The 20,785-nt window shown below is 72.5% G+C and carries 20 protein-coding genes; 12 read left to right on the forward strand and 8 right to left on the reverse strand.

Going from position 1 to position 20,785, the window contains the following annotated elements; translation table 11 throughout:
- Positions 1-129 precede the first annotated feature (129 nt).
- From gatC to ACFY0D_RS09330, 5 genes are all read left to right on the forward strand, one after another.
- Entirely contained in the window at positions 130-426 is a 297-nt protein-coding gene (gatC, locus tag ACFY0D_RS09310) for an Asp-tRNA(Asn)/Glu-tRNA(Gln) amidotransferase subunit GatC (protein WP_030010586.1), read from the forward strand.
- A 5-nt stretch (positions 427-431) separates the two neighbouring features.
- Complete coding sequence (gene gatA, locus ACFY0D_RS09315) at positions 432-1,925, forward strand: Asp-tRNA(Asn)/Glu-tRNA(Gln) amidotransferase subunit GatA (protein ID WP_390797712.1); 1,494 nt, start codon at positions 432-434, stop codon at positions 1,923-1,925.
- Positions 1,922-2,167, forward strand: coding sequence for a hypothetical protein (locus ACFY0D_RS09320; RefSeq protein WP_030010588.1), 246 nt, complete (start codon positions 1,922-1,924; stop codon positions 2,165-2,167). Before gatA ends, ACFY0D_RS09320 begins: the two co-directional genes overlap by 4 nt.
- A 16-nt stretch (positions 2,168-2,183) precedes the next feature.
- A complete protein-coding gene (gene gatB, locus ACFY0D_RS09325) occupies positions 2,184-3,695 on the forward strand; it encodes an Asp-tRNA(Asn)/Glu-tRNA(Gln) amidotransferase subunit GatB (protein WP_351159973.1) in 1,512 nt (503 codons plus the stop codon).
- A 118-nt stretch (positions 3,696-3,813) separates the two neighbouring features.
- Positions 3,814-4,329, forward strand: coding sequence for a hypothetical protein (locus ACFY0D_RS09330; protein WP_390797713.1), 516 nt, complete (start codon positions 3,814-3,816; stop codon positions 4,327-4,329).
- A 7-nt stretch (positions 4,330-4,336) separates the two neighbouring features.
- Here the strand turns inward: ACFY0D_RS09330 and ACFY0D_RS09335 are convergent, their stop codons facing one another.
- The 4 genes from ACFY0D_RS09335 to ACFY0D_RS09350 all read right to left on the reverse strand — a co-directional run bounded on the left by ACFY0D_RS09335 (position 4,337) and on the right by ACFY0D_RS09350 (position 10,104).
- Complete coding sequence (locus ACFY0D_RS09335) at positions 4,337-5,254, reverse strand: DUF6461 domain-containing protein (protein WP_390797770.1); 918 nt, start codon at positions 5,252-5,254, stop codon at positions 4,337-4,339.
- Entirely contained in the window at positions 5,203-7,113 is a 1,911-nt protein-coding gene (locus tag ACFY0D_RS09340) for a protein kinase (protein ID WP_390797714.1), read from the reverse strand. Before ACFY0D_RS09340 ends, ACFY0D_RS09335 begins: the two co-directional genes overlap by 52 nt.
- Positions 7,114-7,375: 262 nt before the next feature.
- Positions 7,376-7,987, reverse strand: a complete 612-nt coding sequence (locus ACFY0D_RS09345) for a GNAT family N-acetyltransferase (RefSeq protein ID WP_390797715.1) — start codon at positions 7,985-7,987, stop codon at positions 7,376-7,378.
- Positions 7,984-10,104, reverse strand: coding sequence for a penicillin acylase family protein (locus ACFY0D_RS09350; protein WP_390797771.1), 2,121 nt, complete (start codon positions 10,102-10,104; stop codon positions 7,984-7,986). The genes ACFY0D_RS09345 and ACFY0D_RS09350 overlap by 4 nt, the downstream gene beginning before the upstream one ends.
- A gap of 163 nt (positions 10,105-10,267) precedes the next feature.
- On the opposite strand from ACFY0D_RS09350, the gene ACFY0D_RS09355 reads away from it, so the two are divergent.
- On the forward strand, positions 10,268-11,002 hold the full coding sequence (locus tag ACFY0D_RS09355; protein WP_390797716.1) for a siderophore-interacting protein: 735 nt from the start codon (positions 10,268-10,270) through the stop codon (positions 11,000-11,002).
- Between the two features lie 43 nt (positions 11,003-11,045).
- Here ACFY0D_RS09355 and ACFY0D_RS09360 read toward each other — a convergent pair whose 3' ends face one another.
- The 3 genes from ACFY0D_RS09360 to ACFY0D_RS09370 form a co-directional block, all read right to left on the reverse strand.
- Entirely contained in the window at positions 11,046-11,318 is a 273-nt protein-coding gene (locus ACFY0D_RS09360; protein ID WP_390797717.1) for a hypothetical protein, read from the reverse strand.
- A gap of 210 nt (positions 11,319-11,528) precedes the next feature.
- On the reverse strand, positions 11,529-12,029 hold the full coding sequence (locus ACFY0D_RS09365) for a DinB family protein (RefSeq protein ID WP_390797718.1): 501 nt from the start codon (positions 12,027-12,029) through the stop codon (positions 11,529-11,531).
- 66 nt (positions 12,030-12,095) lie between these two features.
- Entirely contained in the window at positions 12,096-12,902 is an 807-nt protein-coding gene (locus ACFY0D_RS09370; protein WP_390797719.1) for a GNAT family N-acetyltransferase, read from the reverse strand.
- 54 nt (positions 12,903-12,956) lie between these two features.
- Between ACFY0D_RS09370 and ACFY0D_RS09375 the strand changes: the two genes are divergently transcribed.
- From ACFY0D_RS09375 to ACFY0D_RS09400, 6 genes are all read left to right on the forward strand, one after another.
- A complete protein-coding gene (locus ACFY0D_RS09375; RefSeq protein ID WP_390797720.1) occupies positions 12,957-13,355 on the forward strand; it encodes a signal peptidase I in 399 nt (132 codons plus the stop codon).
- Between the two features lie 207 nt (positions 13,356-13,562).
- Positions 13,563-15,812, forward strand: a complete 2,250-nt coding sequence (locus tag ACFY0D_RS09380; protein ID WP_390797721.1) for an MMPL family transporter — start codon at positions 13,563-13,565, stop codon at positions 15,810-15,812.
- Between the two features lie 39 nt (positions 15,813-15,851).
- Positions 15,852-16,406, forward strand: coding sequence for a GNAT family N-acetyltransferase (locus ACFY0D_RS09385; protein WP_390797722.1), 555 nt, complete (start codon positions 15,852-15,854; stop codon positions 16,404-16,406).
- Between the two features lie 121 nt (positions 16,407-16,527).
- Entirely contained in the window at positions 16,528-17,118 is a 591-nt protein-coding gene (locus ACFY0D_RS09390) for a hypothetical protein (protein WP_390797723.1), read from the forward strand.
- A 136-nt stretch (positions 17,119-17,254) separates the two neighbouring features.
- Positions 17,255-17,485, forward strand: a complete 231-nt coding sequence (locus ACFY0D_RS09395; RefSeq protein WP_390797724.1) for a hypothetical protein — start codon at positions 17,255-17,257, stop codon at positions 17,483-17,485.
- 59 nt (positions 17,486-17,544) lie between these two features.
- Positions 17,545-20,613 (forward strand): AAA family ATPase, encoded by a 3,069-nt coding sequence (locus ACFY0D_RS09400; protein ID WP_390797772.1) that lies wholly within the window; start codon positions 17,545-17,547, stop codon positions 20,611-20,613.
- Here ACFY0D_RS09400 and ACFY0D_RS09405 read toward each other — a convergent pair.
- Positions 20,576-20,764: a DUF6191 domain-containing protein gene (locus tag ACFY0D_RS09405; protein WP_390797725.1), complete on the reverse strand. Its 189-nt coding sequence runs from the start codon at positions 20,762-20,764 to the stop codon at positions 20,576-20,578. The genes ACFY0D_RS09400 and ACFY0D_RS09405 overlap by 38 nt on opposite strands.
- Between the last annotated feature and the right edge of the window lie 21 nt (positions 20,765-20,785).

The following is a 20,785-nucleotide window of genomic DNA, read 5'->3' on the forward strand; positions in this document are numbered from 1 at the left end:
GCGCGGGGTCGGGCAGCGCCTGCGGCCCCCGCGCAGTGGTCCGGGCCAAACCGTTTCGCTGGCCGGGGGCCCGGCCCCATAGGATTGGGACCGAAACTACACATCCACCCACCCCCAGAGGATCGCTGCATGCCTGGCATTACGCGCGAGGAGGTCGTCCACCTCGCTCGGCTGGCGCGCCTTGAGCTGTCCAGCAACGAGCTGGATCACTTCGCCGGACAGCTCGGCGACATCATCGGCGCGGTCGCCCGCGTTTCCGAGGTCGCCGACCAAGACGTCCCGCCGACCTCCCACCCGCTGCCGCTGACGAACGTCATGCGCGCGGACGAGGTCCGTCCGTCGCTCACCCCCGAGCAGGCGCTCTCCGGTGCTCCCGCCCAGGAGCAGCAGCGTTTCAAGGTGCCGCAGATCCTGGGGGAGGACTAACAACCATGGTCGACATCATCAAGCTCACGGCCGCCCAGACCGCCGGGAAGATCGCCTCCGGCGAGCTCACGGCCGTCGAGGTGACCGAGGCCCACCTGGCCCGCATCGACGCCACCGACGAGAAGGTCAACGCCTTCCTCCACGTGGACCGCGAGGGCGCGCTCGCGCAGGCCCGCGCCGTCGACGCCAAGCGCGAGGCCGGCGAGAAGCTCGGCCCGCTGGCCGGCGTCCCCCTCGCCCTCAAGGACATCTTCACCACCGTCGGGGTCCCGACGACCGTCGGTTCGAAGATCCTCGAAGGCTGGATCCCGCCCTACGACGCCACCCTGACGCGCAAGCTGAAGGAAGCCGACGTCGTCATCCTCGGCAAGACCAACATGGACGAGTTCGCCATGGGGTCCTCCACCGAGAACAGCGCCTACGGCCCCACCGGCAACCCCTGGGACCTCACCCGGATCCCCGGCGGCTCCGGCGGCGGCTCCGCGGCGGCCCTTGCCGCCTTCCAGGCCCCGCTCGCGATCGGCACGGACACCGGCGGCTCCATCCGCCAGCCCGCCGCCGTCACCGGCACGGTCGGCGTGAAGCCCACGTACGGCGGTGTCTCCCGCTACGGCATGGTCGCCTTCTCCTCCTCCCTCGACCAGGGCGGGCCCTGCGCCCGTACGGTCCTGGACGCGGCGCTCCTGCACGAGGTGATCGCCGGGCACGACCCGCTCGACTCCACCTCCATCGACGCCCCGGTCCCGCCGGTCGTCGAGGCCGCCCGCAACGGCTCCGTCGCCGGCATGCGCGTCGGTGTGGTCAAGCAGTTCGCCGGTGAGGGCTACCAGGCCGGTGTCGTCCAGCGCTTCAACGAGTCGGTGGAGCTCCTCAAGGAGCTCGGCGCCGAGATCGTCGAGCTGGACTGCCCCTCCTTCGACCTCGCGATGGCCGCGTACTACCTGATCGCGCCGTCCGAGTGCTCCTCCAACCTGGCCCGCTTCGACGCCATGCGCTACGGCCTGCGCGTCGGCGACGACGGTACGAAGTCCGCCGAGGACGTCACCGCCCTGACCCGCGAAGCCGGCTTCGGCGACGAGGTCAAGCGCCGCATCATCCTCGGCACGTACGCGCTCAGCTCCGGCTACTACGACGCGTACTACGGCTCCGCCCAGAAGGTCCGCACGCTCATCACCCAGGACTTCGAGAAGTCCTTCGAGAAGGTCGACGTGATCGTCTCCCCGACGACCCCGACCACCGCCTTCCCGATCGGCGAGCGCACCGACGACCCCCTCGCCATGTACCTCGCGGACCTGTGCACCATCCCGACCAACCTGGCCGGCAACTCCGCCATGTCGCTCCCCTGCGGCCTGGCACCGGAGGACGGTCTCCCGGTCGGGCTCCAGATCATCGCCCCGGCGATGAAGGACGACCGGCTCTACAAGGTCGGTGCCGCCGTGGAGGCGGCCTTCGTCGCACGCTGGGGTCACCCGCTGCTTGAGGAGGCACCGTCCCTGTGAGCACCAGTGCACTGACCAAGGCCAAGGGCTTCAAGAAGTCCAAGACCGGCACCTACCTGTCGATCGGCACCACCGCCTTCGGCGCGATCAGCGTGATCAAGCAGGTCAAGAAGGCCCGCAGCGAGCACGACGTGCTGAAGCTGGTCGACGCCGCCGTGTCCGCCGCCGCCATCGTCACCGGCCTCGCGATCCTGTACCGCGAGCTGAAGCGCCTGGGCGACGACGACGTCCTGCTGGGCTGAGAGGGAAAGTTTCACCGTGACCACCTTCACCGAACTGCTCTCGTACGAGGACGCTCTCGCCTCGTACGACCCCGTCATGGGCCTTGAGGTCCATGTCGAGCTCGGCACCAAGACCAAGATGTTCTGCGGCTGCTCCACCGAGCTGGGCGCCGAGCCCAACTCGCAGACCTGCCCGACCTGCCTCGGCCTGCCCGGCTCCCTGCCGGTCGTCAACGCGATCGGCATCGAGTCGGCCATCAAGATCGGCCTCGCGCTGAACTGCGAGATCGCCGAGTGGTGCCGCTTCGCCCGGAAGAACTACTTCTATCCGGACATGCCGAAGAACTTCCAGACCTCCCAGTACGACGAGCCCATCGCCTTCAACGGCTTCCTGGACGTCCAGCTGGAGGACGGCGAGATCTTCCGCGTGGAGATCGAGCGCGCCCACATGGAGGAGGACACCGGCAAGTCGCTGCACGTGGGCGGCGCCACCGGCCGTATCCACGGCGCGTCCCACTCCCTGCTGGACTACAACCGCGCCGGCATCCCGCTCATCGAGATCGTCACCAAGCCCATCGAGGGCGCGGGCGAGCGGGCCCCCGAGGTCGCCAAGGCGTACGTCGCCGAGCTGCGCGAGGTCATCAAGGCGCTCGGCGTCTCCGAGGCCCGCATGGACAAGGGCCAGATGCGCTGCGACGTGAACCTGTCGCTGCGCCCGACCCCCGAGTCCGAGTTCGGCACCCGCTCGGAGACCAAGAACGTCAACTCCCTGCGTTCCGTGGAGCGCGCGGCCCGCTTCGAGATCCAGCGCCACGCGGCGGTGCTCTCGTCGGGCGGCTCGATCGTGCAGGAGACCCGGCACTTCCACGAGGAGGACGGCTCCACCACGGCCGGCCGCATCAAGGACAACGCCGAGGACTACCGGTACTTCCCGGAGCCCGACCTGGTCCCCGTCGCCCCGGCCCGCGACTGGGTCGAGGAGCTGCGCGGCGGTCTGCCCGAGATGCCGCGCGTGCGCCGCAACCGGCTCCGCGAGGAGTGGGACGTCACCGAGCACGACATGCAGTCGATCCTCAACGCGGGCGCGGTGGACTCCATCGTCGCCACGATCGAGGCCGGTGCCGACTCGGCCGCCGCGCGCAAGTGGTGGATGGGCGAGCTGGCCCGTAACGCCAACGAGCAGGGCGTCGTCGTCGACGAGCTGCCGATCACCCCGGTCCAGGTGGCCCGGGTCGCGGCCCTGGTCGCCGACGGTTCGCTCAACGACAAGCTGGCCCGCAAGGTCCTCGAAGGCGTCCTCGCCGGTGAGGGCGGCCCGGACGAGGTCGTCGAGAAGCGCGGCCTGAAGGTCGTCTCGGACGAGGGCGCGCTCGGCGCGGCCGTGGACGAGGCCATCGCGGGCAACGCGGCCATCGCGGACAAGATCCGCGGCGGCAAGATCGCCGCTGTGGGCGCCCTGGTCGGAGCGGTCATGAAGACCACCCGCGGCCAGGCCGACGCGGCGCGCGTCAAGGAGCTCATCCTGGAGCGCCTGGGCGTCTCCGAGTAGTCCTCTTCACGTACGGCGGCCCCGCACCGGATCTCCCGGTGCGGGGCCGCCGTCGTTCAGACTGGGCGCGGGGTGATCGCGTACGACGGGCGCGCGGTCGGTGGAGTCGGGGGGTGTCGTGGAGATCGGTGCGATGGTCATCGCGGTGGCGGGCGTCGCGGGCACGCTGGGCGGCGCGCTGCTCACCCAACGGGGTGCGGAGCGCGCGAAGCGCCGTGAGATCGAGCTCGTGCGCGCCCACGAGGAGAAACGCGAGAACCGGACGCTGCGGCGCACGTGTTACGCGGACCTCAACCGGGACGCCCGGCAGTTCACCACCGCCCTCAACCGGCATCTGCACACCCTGTGGGAACGCGGGGTCGAGGACGCCGACCGGGGCGCGCTCGACGCCGCGAAGGACGCCTTCCGCGACCGCTACTCCGAGGCGCAGATGATCGCCCCCGACCCGGTCCTCGCGCGCGCGACGGTGGTCCATCACGCCCTGACCGCCGTCTACGGGCAGGTGAAGCGCCTGGAGCGGGGCACACCGGAGGCGGGGGAGTCGATGGAGTCGGCGGCGGAGGCACAGCAGGGGATCTGGGACCCGCTCCGGGAGATGCGGGCGGCCATGCGCGCCGACCTGGGCGTGGGCTGAGGCCGGATCAGTCCCGGGCCGGATTCGGGAATCCCGACTCCAGTACGACGGCCGGCAGGATGCCGTGCACGATCGGTTCCTTCGGCAGCGAGAGCCCGAAGAACCGCTCGACGACGCCCAGTGCGGTCCGGTGCACCTCCCGGTTGTCCAGCTCGTGGTCCGGGAGCCCGGTGGCGGTCAGCAGCTCCTGCAGGCGCCCGGCCGTCGCCGGGTCGCCTTCGACCCCCTCGTAGCCCCACGAGCCGTCCAGGTGCAGATTGCGGGCGCTCAGCAGCCGGCCGTCGTGCGGGTACTCGAACTGCGGCGGGACCGGCTTGCCGTTCTCCTCCTCGAACTCCAGGACGCAGACGTGCGCACCGTCCCGCGAGAGGGGGGTCAGCGAGCCGAACTCGCCCTGCCAGCCGCCGTACGCGACCGCGTACGTCCACTCCCCGGCGCGGCCGAGGCGCAGGCCCATGGCCGCGTACACGTCGCCGTAGGTGTCGTCCGTCCATTCCAGGAGGGAGTCCGAGGTGTGTTCCCCGACCGCCACCTCGCCGGGCGTCATGCCGTGCACGGCCTCCGGGAGGCGGCCCACGAGTTCGTCCGGAGTGAGCCCGCGGGCCAGCACCACGCGATGCCCGCGAAGGCGATCGCCTGGGGTTCGGCGAGCCAGGTCGTTCCGTCTGCCATGAGGGCCGTCCTGCCCGGCACCTCTGACAACGCCGGGGACCGGAGCGCATCGCCGTCCTCGGGTACTCGCTCGGCGGGAACCGGGGGACGCCCTGCCGGGCGCACGGTTCGCGGAACTGCCCGCCGGGCACCTTCCGTTCGCCGGGCGCCCGGCCGAATGGGCCGCGCTCGTCAGCGGGTTCCTGTCGGAGTCCGCCGCCGTCAGCGCTTGAGGACCGGGGCGGCGATGACGGCGTTGCCGGTGTTCCGGCAGCCCTCCTCCACCTTCAGGCGCAGGCGCAGGGCCCCCTTGATGTCCAGGGACTTGGTGACCGGCTTGCCCAGGTGGACCGCCTCGGAGAAGAGGGCGGGCTTGTCGTCCACGGAGATGGTCACGCGGGCCTGTTCCATGGTCGAGCCGTCGTCGACGCCCACGGTGAACTCCAGCGTGGACCAGGCGCGGTTCACGTCGTACTCGATCGTCGCACCGTAGTAGCAGCTGCCGAGGAGGGCGGCTCCGTACTCCTTCGTGTTGAGCTTGGCGGAGCCCACTTCGAAGTGCCGGACCGCTCCGACCGACGACAGCACGGTCAGATCGGCCACGTTGCTGTCCTTGACCGAACCCGGCGTCCCGGGGCTCGACGAGCCCTCCGGAGCGGCGGATCCCCCAGGCGAGGCTTCGGAGGCCGTGGGCTCGGCGGACTCGCTCGCCCGCGCCGACGGCGAGGAGGGCGACGCGGGCGCCTGTGGCGCGCTCGTCCCGCCGGGCTTCCCGCCCCCCGCGGTGTCGTCCTTGCCCTTGTCCTTGTCGCCCAGGAGCTGTACGCCGACGACGGCGAGGGAGGCCAGCACCAGTACCGCGGCCACCGAACCGAGGATCAGCCCGGTCCGCCGCTTCCCGGCGGGACGCGGCGGCTCGGGGGCGGGGGCCGGGGCCGGGGTCAGGTTGTACGTGGGCCCGTACCCGGCGGGCACCTGCGCCTGCACCGGCATCGGCTCCGGCTGCGGGCCGGGGAAGGGGGCGGGGGCGGGGGCGGGCGCGGATTCAGGGACCGGGGCCGCGGCCGTGGTCGGCTCCGGCTGCACCGGCTGCACCGGCTGCACCGGATGCGCCGTCGGGGCGTACGCGGGCGGCGCCGCCATCGGCGGCGGGGTCACGGGCTGCGGCGGGACCACCGGCGGTGGCGGGGCGGCCGGCCTGGGCGGGCTCTCCTGGGCGGCCCGCTGCGAGGTGGCGGTGGTCGTGGACACCACCGCGTGGCGGATGTCCTTCATCCAGCCGGCCAGGTTCACCGGCCGCTTCCCCGGGTCGGCCGAGTAGATCGTGGTGATCCGCGCCCGCTGCTCGGCGTCCAGCACGGCGATCTGCGGCAGCGCGGTCAGCGCCTGCGCCAGCTGCTCCGGTGTGGCGGGCGGGGACTCCCCGCTCAGCAGGAAGTACGCGATCGCCCCGAAGGCGTACCGGTCCGTGCCCGGGGTCCGCTTGCCGTCGAAGACCTCGGGCGCCGCGTAGCCCGGGGTGAACCAGACCTCGGCCGTCTGGTGGTCGGCGGTCAGCTTGCTGAGGCCGAAGTCCACCAGGGTGGCCTGCCCGTGCGCGTCGACCATCACGTTGCCGGGGGAGAGGTCGCCGTGGACGACCTGGCGCCCGGACGGGGTGGCCTTGCCCGAGTGCAGCCAGTCCAGTACGTCGGCCAGCTGCTCCAGCGTGCGCATCACCTCGCGCCGCTCGGCGGCGGTGGCCAGCGTCCGCTCGGCCCGCCAGTCCCGCAGGTCGAGCCCGTCGACGTGGTTCATGACGAGGACGAGCGCCCGCCCGGTCAGGGTCGAGGACTCCCCGGGCCGGTGGATCGGCGGCCCCTCGAAGTGCTCGCGCACGCCCACGACACCGGGCCGGTGGACGAACCGCAGCAGCTCGGCCTGCTCGTTCCACTTCTGGCTGATCCGGTCGAAGATGTCCGGCGTGATGGTCGTCTTGGAGTCGAGCACTTTGACGACCACGGGTTCGGATCCGCCGGCGAGTTCGATCTCGGCGAGATAGAGCACGGCCTCCCCGCCGCGCCCGATCGAGCGGAGCAGGCGGTACCGGTCGGCCGCCGCGTCCGGACCGATGTGCAGGTTCTGACTGGTCAATGTCCCCCACCTCAAGGTGCTTTGAGAGGTCATCAGCTTCCAGCGGGGAGGCGCACGGGGTCAATGGGAATCGGGAATCCCCCTCGGGTTCACCCTTCCACCGGCCGGCCGGCCGTGGGCGGGGCGGGCCGTGGGCGGGGCGGGCCGTCGGCGACCGGCGGCGGGCACCGGTGCCCGGACATGCCGCAGGGCGCCCGGCTCCCGGAACCGCCCGAGGGGCGGCTGCCGTTCGCCGGGCGCCCGGTCGAAGGGGCGGCTGCGGTCAGCCTGCCGCCGGCGCGGCCCCCGGAGCGGTGAGGAAGGCCAGCCGGGAGGGCTTGGCCGGGAGGTAGACCTCGGGCAGGTCGATCTCCGGGAGCACGACCTCCGGCCCGAGGACGAAGCCGGTGCGCTCCATGAAGGAGATGGCCTTGGTGTTGCGGGAGTCCGGTTCGACGACCATGCGCCGTGCGGCGTCGTCGGAGAACACGAACGCGATGAAGACGGTCATCAGGGAGCTGGTGAAGCCGTGTTCGGCCGCGCCCGTGGCCGGGCCGACCAGCAGGTGCATGCCGACGTCACCGGGCCGGACCTCGTAGCACTCGCTGACCCGGTCCTCGGCGCACTCGTACGTCTGGAACAGCGCGACCCGCTCGCCGTCGCGGCTCACCATGAAGGCGTGGTGGGTGGTGCGGCGGTCGACGTCCTCGTAGATCTCCTGGACCAGTTCGCGGCTGGCCTCGCCCATGCCCCAGAAGCGGGCCCGCTCCTGCGTGACCCAGCTGTGGATCAGCGCGGAGTCGGCCGCCGGGTCGACGGGGGTGATGGTGACGGTGCCGAAGCCCTCGACGACCTGGGTGAACACGGGCTGTCCGACGGAGATGGCGGAGGTCATGTCGATTCCTTGGTGAGCTGGGCCCAGTCGGTGACGACGGGGACGAGTTCGCACTGTGCCCACAGGGGCAGCTGGTCGCGGTGGTGGGGTGAGCCGGTGACGCCGTCCGCGCCCAGCGGGACCGCCCACAGGCTGTCCTCGCGGCGGGCGAGGTCCCAGACGTAACGGGCCGCCGACGCACGGGCGGTGAGGTCGGTGAAACCGGGGACGGTGGAGGTGGCGTTCACGCAGTCGTGGTCGCCGCCGAGACCGGGCCAGTCCGCGGCCTCCAGATCGGGCACGGCCTGCCAGGGGGTCAGGCGGTGGACCTCGGACCAGGGGGTGTCGGGGGTGTCGGCCGCAGCCGTCTCCTCCAGGGCGGCCCGGACGTGCGCCGCCCGGTCGAGGCCGGGGAGGAGGGAGGTGGTGAGCAGGCCTTCGAGGGCGTAGCCGACCTTCGGGACCAGGTACAGCCACGGGTGGAAGACCGCCGGCCCGGTGGGTGCCCCCCACAGGCCCTCGAAGACGGGGTCGGCGGCGAAGCGGCGTACGGTCGCGCTGCGGAAGGCCGAGAAGACGGTGGCGTCGGTGCTGTCGGCCGCCATGTGCCGGTCCCAGGCCAGCAGCCGGGTACGCAGGGCCTGCGCCGCCGACGTCAGGTCGTCGAAGCCGGGCAGCAGCGCGAGCAGGGGCGCGGCCGAGGCCAGGTGCGTGTCCCGGTGTACGTCGGCCATCGCCTTCGGGGACCAGTCCGCGGAGCCGCTCAGCAGCTCGCGGATGCGGTTGGCGCGGTGCGGGGGCGCGAACTCCACGCCGAGCGGGGAGGCGATCCCGCGCGCGTTCGCCATCACGGCGAAGCCCTGCACCGGCTCCGCGGGGGTCGGGGCCCAGCCCTGCCAGGCGTGCTGCGGGTCCCAGGCGGGCACGGGACGCAGCCGGTTGGTGCGGTGGCGCAGCGGCACGGCGCCCGCGACGCGGTGCAGCAGGCCGCCCGCGGAGTCGGCGGCGTGGACGACGTTGACCGGCTCGGCCCAGCCGTCGAAGGCGCGGTCGATGTCGGCGACGGTGCGGGCGCGCAGCAGCGCGGGGAGGGCGGCGAAGCCGAGGTCCAGACGGACCCGCGGGGGGTAGCGCAGGGAGAGGGTCTGGGCGCTGCCGTCGGCGTGCGCCCCGGCGTCGGGGTCGGGGCCGGCGCCGATGTCGCCGTCCGCGTGGATGATCACGGGGCCGCGGGGGGTCTCCAGGATCTCCACCTCGACGTCGTCGCCGCCGGAGACGGTGATCGTCTCGGTGTGACGGGAGACGGGCTCCCAGGCGCCGTCCGCGCCGAGGGCCCAGATGGCGCCGTCGTCACCGCGGCGCAACTGCTCGACGTACAGGTCCTGGTAGTCGGACATCGCGTTGGTGATCGCCCAGGCGGCGCTGCCGGTGTGCCCGAAGTGGCCGAGGCCGGGGACGCCGGGGACGGCCAGGCCCAGCACGTCGTAGTCGGGGCAGGAGAGACGTATCTGCTGGTAGACGCCCGGGTCCTCGATGAAGCGGTGCGGGTCGCCCGCGATGATCGCCGAGCCGGTGGCGGTGCGGTCGCCCGGCACCAGCCAGCCGTTGCTGCCGGCCGTGCCGGGGCCGTCGGTCGCGAAGAGGGTGACCGCCTCGTCGCCGAGGGCGCGGGCCACGCGCTCGCGCCACAGCTTGGTGGCGAAACCGGCGAACAGGATGTGGGTGGCGATCCAGATGGCCAGCGGTACCCACGGTTCCCAGGGGGTGGGGGTCAGACCCGTGCGCGCGAAGCGCTCGTCCCGGGCGGCGCCGGCGGCGAGCCCTTCGTTGACGCCGTCCACGTACGCGCGCACCCAGGCGGCGGTGCCGGGGTCGTCGGCCTCCATGGCCTCGTGGCAGCGGCGGGCCGTGTCGGCCAGCCGGGACTGGCGGGCGAAGCGGTCCCAGGTCACGGCATCCGTGCCGAGGAAGGAGGCGCTGGAACCCTCGGCCCGGTGCCGTTCGACCTCCAGCTGCCAGGCGCGGTCGAAGGCGGTGACGCGGCCCTGGGCGTGGACGAGGCCGAGTTCGCCGGACGCCCGCAGGTGGGGGATGCCCCACCGGTCGCGGAAGACACCATAGGATTCCGGGGTCTCCACAGGGGTGTCCACGGGGAGCTCGCCCCGGTTCGCTCCGTACGACCGGGCGTCGCCGCTCTCGCCGCTCTCGCTGCTGGCACTGCTCACGCTGCTCACACTCTTCCCCGACGTGCGTTTAGGTTAGGCTGACCTAACTATAAGGGTGTCAGGGGAGGGGTTGGACATGGCTGTCGGCAAGGGCTGGGAGGGCGTGGTCCTCAAGCTCATGCGGGGCAAGGACTTCACGTTCACGGTGACCGGAGCGGAAGACCTCACGGAGCACTACCGCCGCGTGAACTTCACGGACGGCGGGCTGCTCGCGGCCGCCGGTGAATCGCTGCACCCGACGATGTGGGTACGCGTCTGGTTCCAGGGCGCGGGCAAGCCGCACCAGCGGGCCTACACGCTGGTGGACCCGGATCCGCAAGCGGGCACGTTCAGCTTCGAGTTCGCCCTGCACGACGGGGTCGCCAGTGCCTGGGCGCGCGACGCCAAGCCGGGCGACACGGTCGAGGCCACCGTCCAGGGCACCGGATTCACGGCCCCCGCACCGGCCCCGGAGCGGCTGCTCGTCATCGGGGACTCCGCTTCCCTCCCGGCGATCAACTCGCTGCTGGACACGTACCCCGAGACCCCGGCGACCATCTGGTTCGAGACGCAGCACGACTCGGACGAGCGGCTGCCGATGCGGGTGGAACCGGGCCGGCACGACATCCGCCGGGTGCGGCGGAACGGTACGGACCTTGCCGACCGGGTACGCGCCGAGCTTCCCGCGCTGGCCGGGGACCCGGAGGCGGCGTACGTCTGGCTGGCCTGCGACACGGTGACGACGCGCGCCCTGACGGCGTACCTGCGCAAGGAACTGGCCCTGCCCAAGCACCGGGTGAACGCGCTGGGCTACTGGCGGCCGGGAGCCTGAGACGGCCTGCGGCCCGGGCCGGCCGGCTTGGCTGGCCGGACGGCTACTGGGCGGACACCTTGCAGGCGCTCACCGCGGTCCCGTTGGTCACACCGCCCTTGGTCAGCCCGCTCACGCACTGCTCCTGCTCGCCGGAGTATCCGGCGGAACATGCCGCGCGGACGGATTCCGGGGCCTCGCCGCCCTGCAGCTCCCGCTCGACCTGGTTGATGCAGGCCGAGACGTCGGCGTGGGCGGCGGGGGCCGCGAGGGCCGTGCCACCGAGTACGAGGGTCAGGCCGCTGAGGACACCTGCGATACGGGTCGACGTGCGCATGGGACGCACCTGCTCTCCGGGATCGTCGCGCGCCCCGGTACCCGGAAGTGCCGGATCCGCGCAGGAACAGCGCCGAGCGTCCGCGGCGGCCGGGCTCCGGCCACCAGGGCCCGGGTCCCCGGCCCGGACCGGCTCGACAGGGATTCCCCTCCTGCGTCCGACGCTAGAGCAGCCTCCTGCCGCACGCACCCGCAGGAGCCTTTCCCCCGGTCAGGCGCCGGTGGTGCCGTCGATCCCCTCGCGGAGGAAGTCGGCGTGGCCGTTGTGGCGGGCGTACTCGTGGATGAGGTGCAGCATCACCAGACGCAGCGAGGCCTCCTCCTCCCAGCTCGACACGTACGCCGTCACGTCCAGGGACTCGGCCGCGGCCTCGATCCGGCGGGCGTGCGCGACCTCCTCCTGCCAGGCGGTGAACGCCTCGGCGCGGCTGGAGCCGGAGGCGTCGTAGGCGGCCTGGAAGTCGTGGGTGTCCGACCACAGGTGCGGGAGGTCCTCGCCGTCGAGGACGCGGCGGAACCAGTGCCTTTCGACCTCGGCCATGTGCCGGACCAGCCCCAGCAGGGACAGCGTGGACGGGGGCATCGACGCGCGCCGCAGCTGCTCGTCGGTGAGGTCCTCGCACTTCCAGGCGAGGGTGGCCCGGTGGTAGTCGAGGAAGGTCCGGAGGGTCTCGCGTTCGTCCCCGGTCAGGGGCGGGCTGATACGTTCCATGGCAGTGATCTTGCCCGCTGCTCGCGGGCCGGCATAGAGCCGCTCCCGCCCCGCTCCCGCCCCGCTCTACGAGGCGCCGTCGGTCCACATGTACGGCACCGTCACGCCCAGGACCCCGAAGCCCAGCCGCTCCAGGATCGGGCGGCTGTCGTCCGACGCGTCCACCTGCAGGTAGGCGATACCGAGCTCCGCCGCCAGGCGGGCGCGGTGGGCGACCAGCAGACGGTAGATGCCCCGGCCGCGCCACTCGGGGATCGTGCCGCCGCCCCACAGACCCGCGAAGGCCAGGCCCGGCCGCATCTCCATGCGGGCCGCGCTCACCGGGGTGTCGCCCGCCATCGCGAGCACCGCGGCGATCGTCTCCGGCTCCTCACGCAGCTTGCCGAGCAGCTGCTCCCGGAGCCGCGGCCGCTCCGTCCCGAAGGCACCCGCGCGGACCTGCATCATCAGGTCGACGCCGGCCTCGTCCGTCACCACCCGCAGGGTGATCCCCTCCGGCGGCTCCACCGGCAGCTTCGCGAGCTCGGACACCAGGCCCACCATCAGGGTCTCGGGCGGCTCCGGCACGAAACCCGCCGCCCGCAGCCGGTCCCCGAGGCCGGCGGGCCGGTCGTAGTCGTACAGCTTCCACTCGAACTCCGGACAGCCGCGTCCCGCGAAGAACGCCACCTGCGCCGCGATCTCCGCGTCCGCCGTCCCCTCGTCGAGGTCCGACCAGAGCACGCCGTTCCACCCGAGCGCGGGCGCGACCTGCCGCACGACGGCGCCCGCCCGCTCCACGCTCGCCTGCGGGGCGTCTGCCTGCGCACCCTCGCGCACCTCGGCGTCGAAGCGGGCGCGCACCTTCATCAGTTCATCAAGATCGATCGTCATCGTCCCAGCTCACCAGTGTCGGGCGGGCGCCACAACTGCATTAGCCTCACCCCCGTGAACCACGACTCCGCCATCTACACCGGTAAGGCCACCCCCGACGCCGCCGCCGACCGCGGCTGGCTCCTCGGCCACTTCAAGGACCCCTCCGATCCCCGCCACAGCGAGGACGTGGAGATCAAGTGGGGTGTCCACCCGAAGGGCGACGAACGGGAGCGGTGGGCGACCGCCGAGAAGCGCACCGCACTGCTGGTGCTGATCAGCGGACGCTTCCGGCTGGAGTTCCCGGGGCGCACCGTCGTCCTCGCCGAGCAGGGGGACTACGTGCTCTGGGGGCGCGGCGTCGACCACTCCTGGTACGCGGAGGAGGACGCCGTCGTCCTCACCGTCCGGTGGCCCTCGATCCCCGGCTACCGGGTGGACGAACCCGAAACCCAGCCGGAGACCTGGTCCTAGGCGCATGGCGCCGCCCCGCGCTGTGATGATGCACACGAAAGGGGCCAACGATCACGAAACGCTGAGATCGTGGAGGGTGTAGACCATCTGGGCCGAGCCTTCCCGGGGTGATCCCCCGGGCCCCTCGGCCGGGCCTTCACGCGTTCATGCGTTCTTTGCGACGGGCTGCCTCCCGGTAAAGATCCGAACCACCAGGGAGCACGTCCGTTGGCTGTAATCGCACGCTGGTGCATGCGCCACCGCCTCCTCACCGTCCTGATCTGGCTGCTCGCGCTCGGCGGGACCGCGGCGGCCGCAGTAACCGCCGGGTCGGCGTTCTCCAACAACTACGAGGTCCCCGGCACCGAGTCCGGCAAGGCGAACGCCCTCCTGCGCGAGGCCTTCCACGGCCAGGGCGGCGACACCGACACCATCGTGTGGCGGGCCACGGACCGGCAGAGCGTGCGCACCACGGACATCGAGCAGCGCATGACCCGGGCACTGGAGGTCGTCGCCGGGCTCCCCGGCGTCGGATCGGTCGCCGGACCCTACGGTCCCGACCCCGAGAGCGCCGCACGGATCAGCCCCGACGGGCGCACCGCCTACGCGGTGGTGACCTTCGACCAGCACGCCGACTCCGTACCCAAGGCCCAGGCCAGAGCGGTCGTCGACGCGGCGAAGAACCCCACCACCGAGGCCGGCGGACTCCAGGTCGAACTGGGCGGCCGCGCCATCCAGCTCACCGAGGCCCCCACCGCGCACCTCGCCGAGGTCATCGGTGTCGCCGTCGCGGCCCTGGTCCTCTTCCTCGCCTTCGGCTCGCTCGCCGCGAGCCTGCTGCCCATCGCGACCGCCCTGGTCAGCGTGGGCACCGCCTATTTCGGCATCACCCTGCTCGGGCACGCGATGCCGGTCGCCGACTTCGCCCCGATGCTCGGCACCCTCATCGGCCTCGGCGTGGGCATCGACTACGCGCTGTTCATAGTCACCCGGCACCGCAAGGGCCTGGCGCGGGGCAGCACGGTCGAGGAGGCGGCCGCGAACGCCGTCGCCACCACCGGCCGGGCCGTCGTCTTCGCCGGCGCCACCGTCTGCATCGCACTGCTCGGCATGCTGGTGCTGCGGCTGAACTTCCTGAACGGCGTCGCGATAGCGGCCTCCGTGACAGTGGTCCTGACGGTCGCCGCCTCGGTCACCCTGCTGCCCGCCCTCCTCTCGTACATAGGCATGCGCGCCCTCTCGCGCCGCGAGCGCCGCAAGCTCACCGCCGAGGGGCCGCGCCCCGAGCAGACCTCCGGCTTCGCCGCCCGCTGGTCGGTCTTCGTCGAGCGGCACCCCAAGCTGCTGGGCCTCGTCGCCACCGTGGTCATGCTGGTGCTGGCCCTGCCCACCCTCTCCCTCCATCTGGGCACCTCCGACCAGGGCAACAACCCCGCCACCTCCACCACCCGGCAGGCCTACGACCTGCTGGCGGAGGGCTTCGGCCCCGGTACCAACGGTCCGCTCACCGTCGTCGCCCGGCTGGACGGCGCAGGCGACCGGCTCGCCGTGGACCAGCTGGCGCAGGCACTGCGCACGACCGAGGGCGTCGCCTCCACCGGCCCCGCCGTCCTCAACCGCAGCGGCGACACCGCCGTCCTGACCGTCGTACCGGACTCCGCCCCGCAGTCCCGGGCCACGAGCGACCTCGTCGACAGACTCCGCCAGGACGTCATACCGGCCGCCGGGCACGGCAACTCCATGGAGGTCCACGTCGGCGGTGTGACGGCCGCCTACGACGACTTCGCCGAGGTCATCATCGGGAAGCTGCCGCTCTTCGTCGGCGTGGTCATCGCCCTCGGCTGCGTGCTCCTGCTGCTGGCCTTCCGGTCCATCGGCATCCCGCTCAAGGCGGCGGCCATGAACGTCGCCGCCGTCGCCTCTTCCTTCGGCGTCGTGGTGGCGATCTTCCAATGGGGCTGGGGCAGCGAGCTGCTGGGCCTGGGCAGCGCCGGCCCCATCGAACCCTTCCTGCCCGTGATCATGGTGTCCGTCCTCTTCGGACTGTCGATGGACTATCAGGTCTTCCTCGTCAGCCGGATGTACGAGGAGTGGCTGGAGACCGGCGACAACCGGCGGGCCGTGCGCGTGGGCCTCGCCGAGACCAGCCGGGTCATCAACTCGGCGGCCGTCATCATGATCTCCGTCTTCCTGGCCTTCGTACTCAGCGGCGACCGGATCATCGCGATGTTCGGCATCGCGCTCGCCGCGGCCGTGGCCCTCGACGCCTTCGTGCTGCGCACCCTTCTCGTCCCGGCTTTGATGCACATGCTCGGCGGGGCCAACTGGTGGCTGCCCGCCTGGCTCGACCGGCGCCTGCCCCGCATCAGCATCGAGCCCCCCGAACGCCACCCTCATGCGAGACTTCCGAAGCAGCGGTCCGCCGCGGACCTTGCCACGAGCGAGGACGGCGCCGAGCCCGCCACCGCCTCCCGGTGATCCGGCCACCCGCCGCCTGAGACCCAAGGAAGACCGAGCATGTTCTCGATAGACCTCGCCGAAGATGCCCAGATGTTCCCGCTGGAGGCCCGGCACGCCCCGGAGTTCTTCGCGCACATCGAGCGCGGTCGCGAATTCATCGGCCAGTACGTCGGCTTCCCCAACCGGGCCACCGACCTCGACTCCGCCCGGGCCCTGCTCGCCAAGTACGCGGCGACGGCGGGGGAGGACGGCGCCCGGTTCTTCGGCATCCGGCTCGGCGGCACCCTGGTGGGCGGGGTCCTCTTCCCGGTGTTCGAGGCGCAATACGGCAACTGCGAGATCGGCTGCTGGCTGGAGCCCGACGCGGCCGGCCGCGGCCTGGTCACCAAGGCCTGCCAGGTCCTGATCGACTACGCCTTCGGCGAGCGCGGCATGCACCGCGTCGAGTGGCACGCGGCCTCCGGCAACACGAAGAGCCTCGCCGTGGCCGCGCGCCTCGGGATGACCCGCGAGGGCGTCATGCGGGAGAACTACCTCCACCGCGGGGTCCGCCAGGACACCGAGGTCTGGTCGATCCTCTCCCACGAGTGGGCCGCGACCCGGTCCGCCTGAGCCCCGTCCGGGCCCTGCCCGGGGGCGCCCGGCCACGGCCTCCGCCGACCGCGGAGCCCATCGTGGCCGGAACCCGAGGATTCTCAGAAAACTCTCAGACAGGGCGCCTACGGTGCCCCGCATGGACACCACGAAGACCCCCGCCCCGAACGCCGCCGAGGCGGACACCACCCCGGCCGACCTCGAAAAGGCCGAGACCCCCCAGCCGGCCGCGGCCGAAGCCGACTCCACGGCCACCGACGAGGTCACCGACGCGGACCTGGACGACGAGGCGTTCGCCGAGGACCTGTCCGAGGACAGGGAGCCCAGCCACGTCGGATCCGCGGCCTTCGCGATCGTCGCCGCGGGTCTCGGCGCCGTCGCCCTCAGCGGCAGCTGGGTCGCGGGGATCGTGTCCGAGCGAGCCAGCGTCGCCGCCCGGCTGGAGCTGACCCAGGCCGCCGACGCCAACGCGCAGATCGCCGCCCAGTTCGTCGACCCGTGGCACACCACCGCGATGGTGAACGGCATCTTCTCCGCCCTCGCCCTGATCATCGCCATCTTCGTGCTGGCCCTCCCCGCCTTCAGCAGCCCCGAGCGCACCCTCCCCACCTGGGTACGGTCCGTCTCCTGGGCGGGCATCGGACTGGGCGCCCTCGGCGTACTGCTCTTCGTCCTCATGTACTTCGACCTCCTCCTCGCCGTTCCCAAGGCCGCCGGAGCCGGCGTCTAGGCAGTGCCTTAGGTCCTCACGGACCGGCCCGGGGCTCCCCGGCCCCGGACTAAGGCCCCCTGCCCCCGGCAGATGCGGCATGCGACCGATGTGCCGGTACCCCCTGGGGCGCGAATCTTGGATCACACCGAACGAGGTGCCCGAGCAACGCGACCAGGGAGCAGAGATGTACGAGTACGAGATCGCCACCGCCGTCCGCAGCGCCGACCTCCTCCGTGAGGCGGCCGAGTACCGCACGGCCCGGGCGGCGGGGCAGGCGCACCGCGCCTCCTCGCCGGACCAGGAACACCGAAGGCGGGTGAGAACGTTCCGGAGCCGGTTCTCCCGCTCGGCCCGCTCGGCGCGCTCCGCGCCGCGCACCGCGTGAACTGACACGTGATGAGAAGCGCACCGGCCGCGAGTGCCGCCGGGCAGGACGTCTGTGCGATGCTCGGCGGCGTGGAGACCAGATCTGTCAGCCCGGTGTTCGTCGGCCGAGCCGATGAACTGGCCGTACTCACCGACGCACTGACCCGGGCCGCCGGGCAGGAACCGCAGGCGATGCTCATCGGGGGAGAGGCCGGAGTCGGCAAGACCCGCCTCACCGAGGAGTTCCTCTGCGAGGCGGACCGCCGCGGCGCCGTCGTCGCCGTCGGAGGCTGTGTGGAGATCGGGGCGGAGGGCCTTCCCTTCGCCCCGTTCTCGACGGCCCTGCGCACCCTGCACCGGCTGCTGCCCGGAGAACTGGCCGCCGCTGCCGCCGGCCAGGAGGACGAACTCGCCCGCATCCTCCCCGAACTCGGCGACACCCCGCGCGGCCCGCACGACGAGGAGAGCACCGCCCGGCTCTTCGAACTGACGGCCCGGATGCTGGAGCGTCTCGCCGCCGACCGCACCGTCGTCCTCGTCCTGGAGGACCTGCACTGGGCGGACACCTCCACCCGGCACCTGCTCTCCTACCTCTTCCGCACCCTTGTCAGCGGCCGGCTCGTCATCGTCGCCACCTACCGCGCGGACGACGTGCACCGGCGCCACCCGCTGCGCCCGCTCCTCGCCGAACTCGACCGGCTCCGCACCGTCCAGCGCATCGAGCTGTCCCGCTTCAACCGGGCCGAGGTACGCCGCCAGCTCGCCGGCATCCTCGCCGCGCAGCCCGGCGAGGACTTCGTGGACTCCGTCTTCGACCGGTCGGACGGCAACGCCTTCTTCGTCGAGGAACTCGTCGCCTCCAAGGAGAGCGGCTGCCGCACCGGGCTCACCGAATCCCTGCGCGACCTGCTCCTCGTCCGTGTCGAGGTGCTCCCCGACGAGACCCAGCGATTGGTGCGCATCGTCGCCGAGGGCGGCTCCACCGTGGAGTACCCGCTGCTGCACGCCGTCGCCGGGCTCACCGAGGACGAGCTGATCGAGGCGCTGAGAGCCGCTGTCGGGGCCAACATCCTGCTCGCCACCCCCGACGGCGACGGCTACCGCTTCCGGCACTCCCTGGTCCGCGAGGCCGTCAGCGACGACCTGCTGCCCGGGGAGCGGGCCCGCGTCAACCGCCGCTACGCCGAGGCCATGGAGGCCGACGGGTCGCTGGTCCGAGCCGAGGAGCGGGTCATCCGGCTGGCCAGCTACTGGTACCACGCGAACGATCCCGCCAAGGCGCTGCCCGCCGTACTGGCCGCCTCCGTGGCGGCCCGCCGCCGGCACGCCTACTCGGAGCAACTGCGCCTGCTGGACCGCGCCATGGACCTGTGGGACAGCGCCCCGGAGGAGGTTCGCGAGGCACTCCGTCCGGCGGACTACACCGACGTGTACTCTCCGTGCGGCTGCGACCCGGCCACCACCGCGCTCCAGCGGCTCGACCTGCTGGCCGAGGCCACCGTGGCGGCGCGCTACGGCGGCGAGCGCGACCGCGCCCTGAAGATCACGAAGACGGCGCTGCGCCTGCTGGAGGACGACAGCGACCCGCTGCGGGCCGCCTGGTTCTGGACCGAGCGCTCCCGGCTGATCGCCGGCCTCGGGCGCGGCGACGGCTGGGAGGAGATAGCCAGGGCGCAGGACCTCGTCCGGGGGCTGCCCCCGTCCCAGGTGCACGCCGAGGTCCTGGTCCGGGCCGCGAGCTGGGGCATGCTCCACAAGCCGGGCCCCGGCAACCTCGCCGCCGCCGAACGCGCCGTCGAGTACGCGCGGATGGTCGGCGCCGAGGAGACCGAGCTCAACGCCCGGATCACCGTCGGAGCTCTGCTCACCGACTCCGGCGACGCTCCGGGCGGCCTCGCCGAGATGCACGCGGTCCGGGAACGGGCCACGAAACTCGGGCTCACCATGCTGGCAGGGCGTGCTCATATCAATCTCACCTCTCAGTTGGAAAGCCTGGGCCGGTCCCGCGAAGCCGTGGAACTGGCCGAACAAGGGGCCGAACTGGTCCGCAGATCCCGGCTCATGGACAGCGAGGCCTGGGTCTGCGGGAACAAGGCCGAGAGCCTCTGCAGCCTCGGCCGTTGGGACGAGGCCGCCGACGCGGCCCGGCGCACCCTGCTGGTCGGCCAGAGCGCGGCCCCGCGCGGCTCCGCCTCCGCACGACTGGCCTACCTGGCCCTGGCACGCGGCGAGTTGACCGAGGCCGCCCACCAGCTGGCCGCCGCCCACACCCACTTCGGCAACCACGAGACCCAGCCCCAGCCCCAGCACCGGATCCCGCTCTACCGCCTCGCGATCGGCGTGGCCGCGGCGGAGGGCCGGCTCGCCGACGTCCGCGCCGAGACGTCCGCTGCCGCCGCCTACGGATTCCCGCTCGGGCAGCACCGCTATGCCTGGCCGCTGCTGCTCGCCGCCGCCACCGCGGAGGCGGACGCCCGGGGGCTCCCGGCCGCCGAGGCCGGCCGGACCGCGGCCCTGGACGTGCTGCGCACGGCCGCCCGCTCCCTCGCCACCCCGGTCCCGGTCTGGACCGCCTACGCCGAGTACGTCCGGGCCGAGCTGCGCCGGGCCGAGGCCCGGGACACCCTCGCCGACTGGACCGCCGTCGAGAAGGCCGTCCGCCCGCTGGAGCGCCCGTACCTTCTGGCCAGGGCCTGCCACCGGCTCGCGGAGGCCCTGCTGGCCGCCGGTGACCGGGAGCCCGCGGCCGTCCTGCTCCGCGAGGCCTACGCCACCGCCGAGCGGATCGGCTCACGCACGCTGCGCGAGGATCTGGCCCTGCTGGCCCAGCGCGCCCGCCTCCCGCTGACCGGCGCCGACAGCGACGCCGCCCCGCCGGTCCCGGAGACCGACCCGGTCGAGGCGCTCGGGCTGACCAGCCGGGAGCGGGACGTACTGCGCCTGGTGGCGGCCGGCAGCACCAACCGGAAGATCGCGGAGGAGCTCTTCATCTCGCCGAAGACGGCGAGCGTGCACGTCTCGAACATCCTGGCGAAGCTGGGCGTCGCCGGCCGCGGCGAGGCGGCCGCCCTCGCCCACCGGCTGCGCCTCTTCGCCGCGCCCGTCCCGGTCAGTCCCCGTCCCGAGGCTGCTCGTCCAGGCGTATGAGCACCTTGCCGGAGTCGAGGTCTATCGGACCCCGTCCCGGGTCGTTGTCATTGACGTCGGTCCGGGACAGCTCCAGCCGCTTCTTCTCCTCGTCCGTGTGCTTGCGTCCCGGGTTGAACAGCTCCTCGATCATGTTGAACACCGTGCCCACCGCACCTTTCGTCCCCCGCCG

This window comes from Streptomyces sp. NPDC001502 (assembly GCF_042894785.1).
GTDB lineage: Bacteria > Actinomycetota > Actinomycetes > Streptomycetales > Streptomycetaceae > Streptomyces > Streptomyces kutzneri.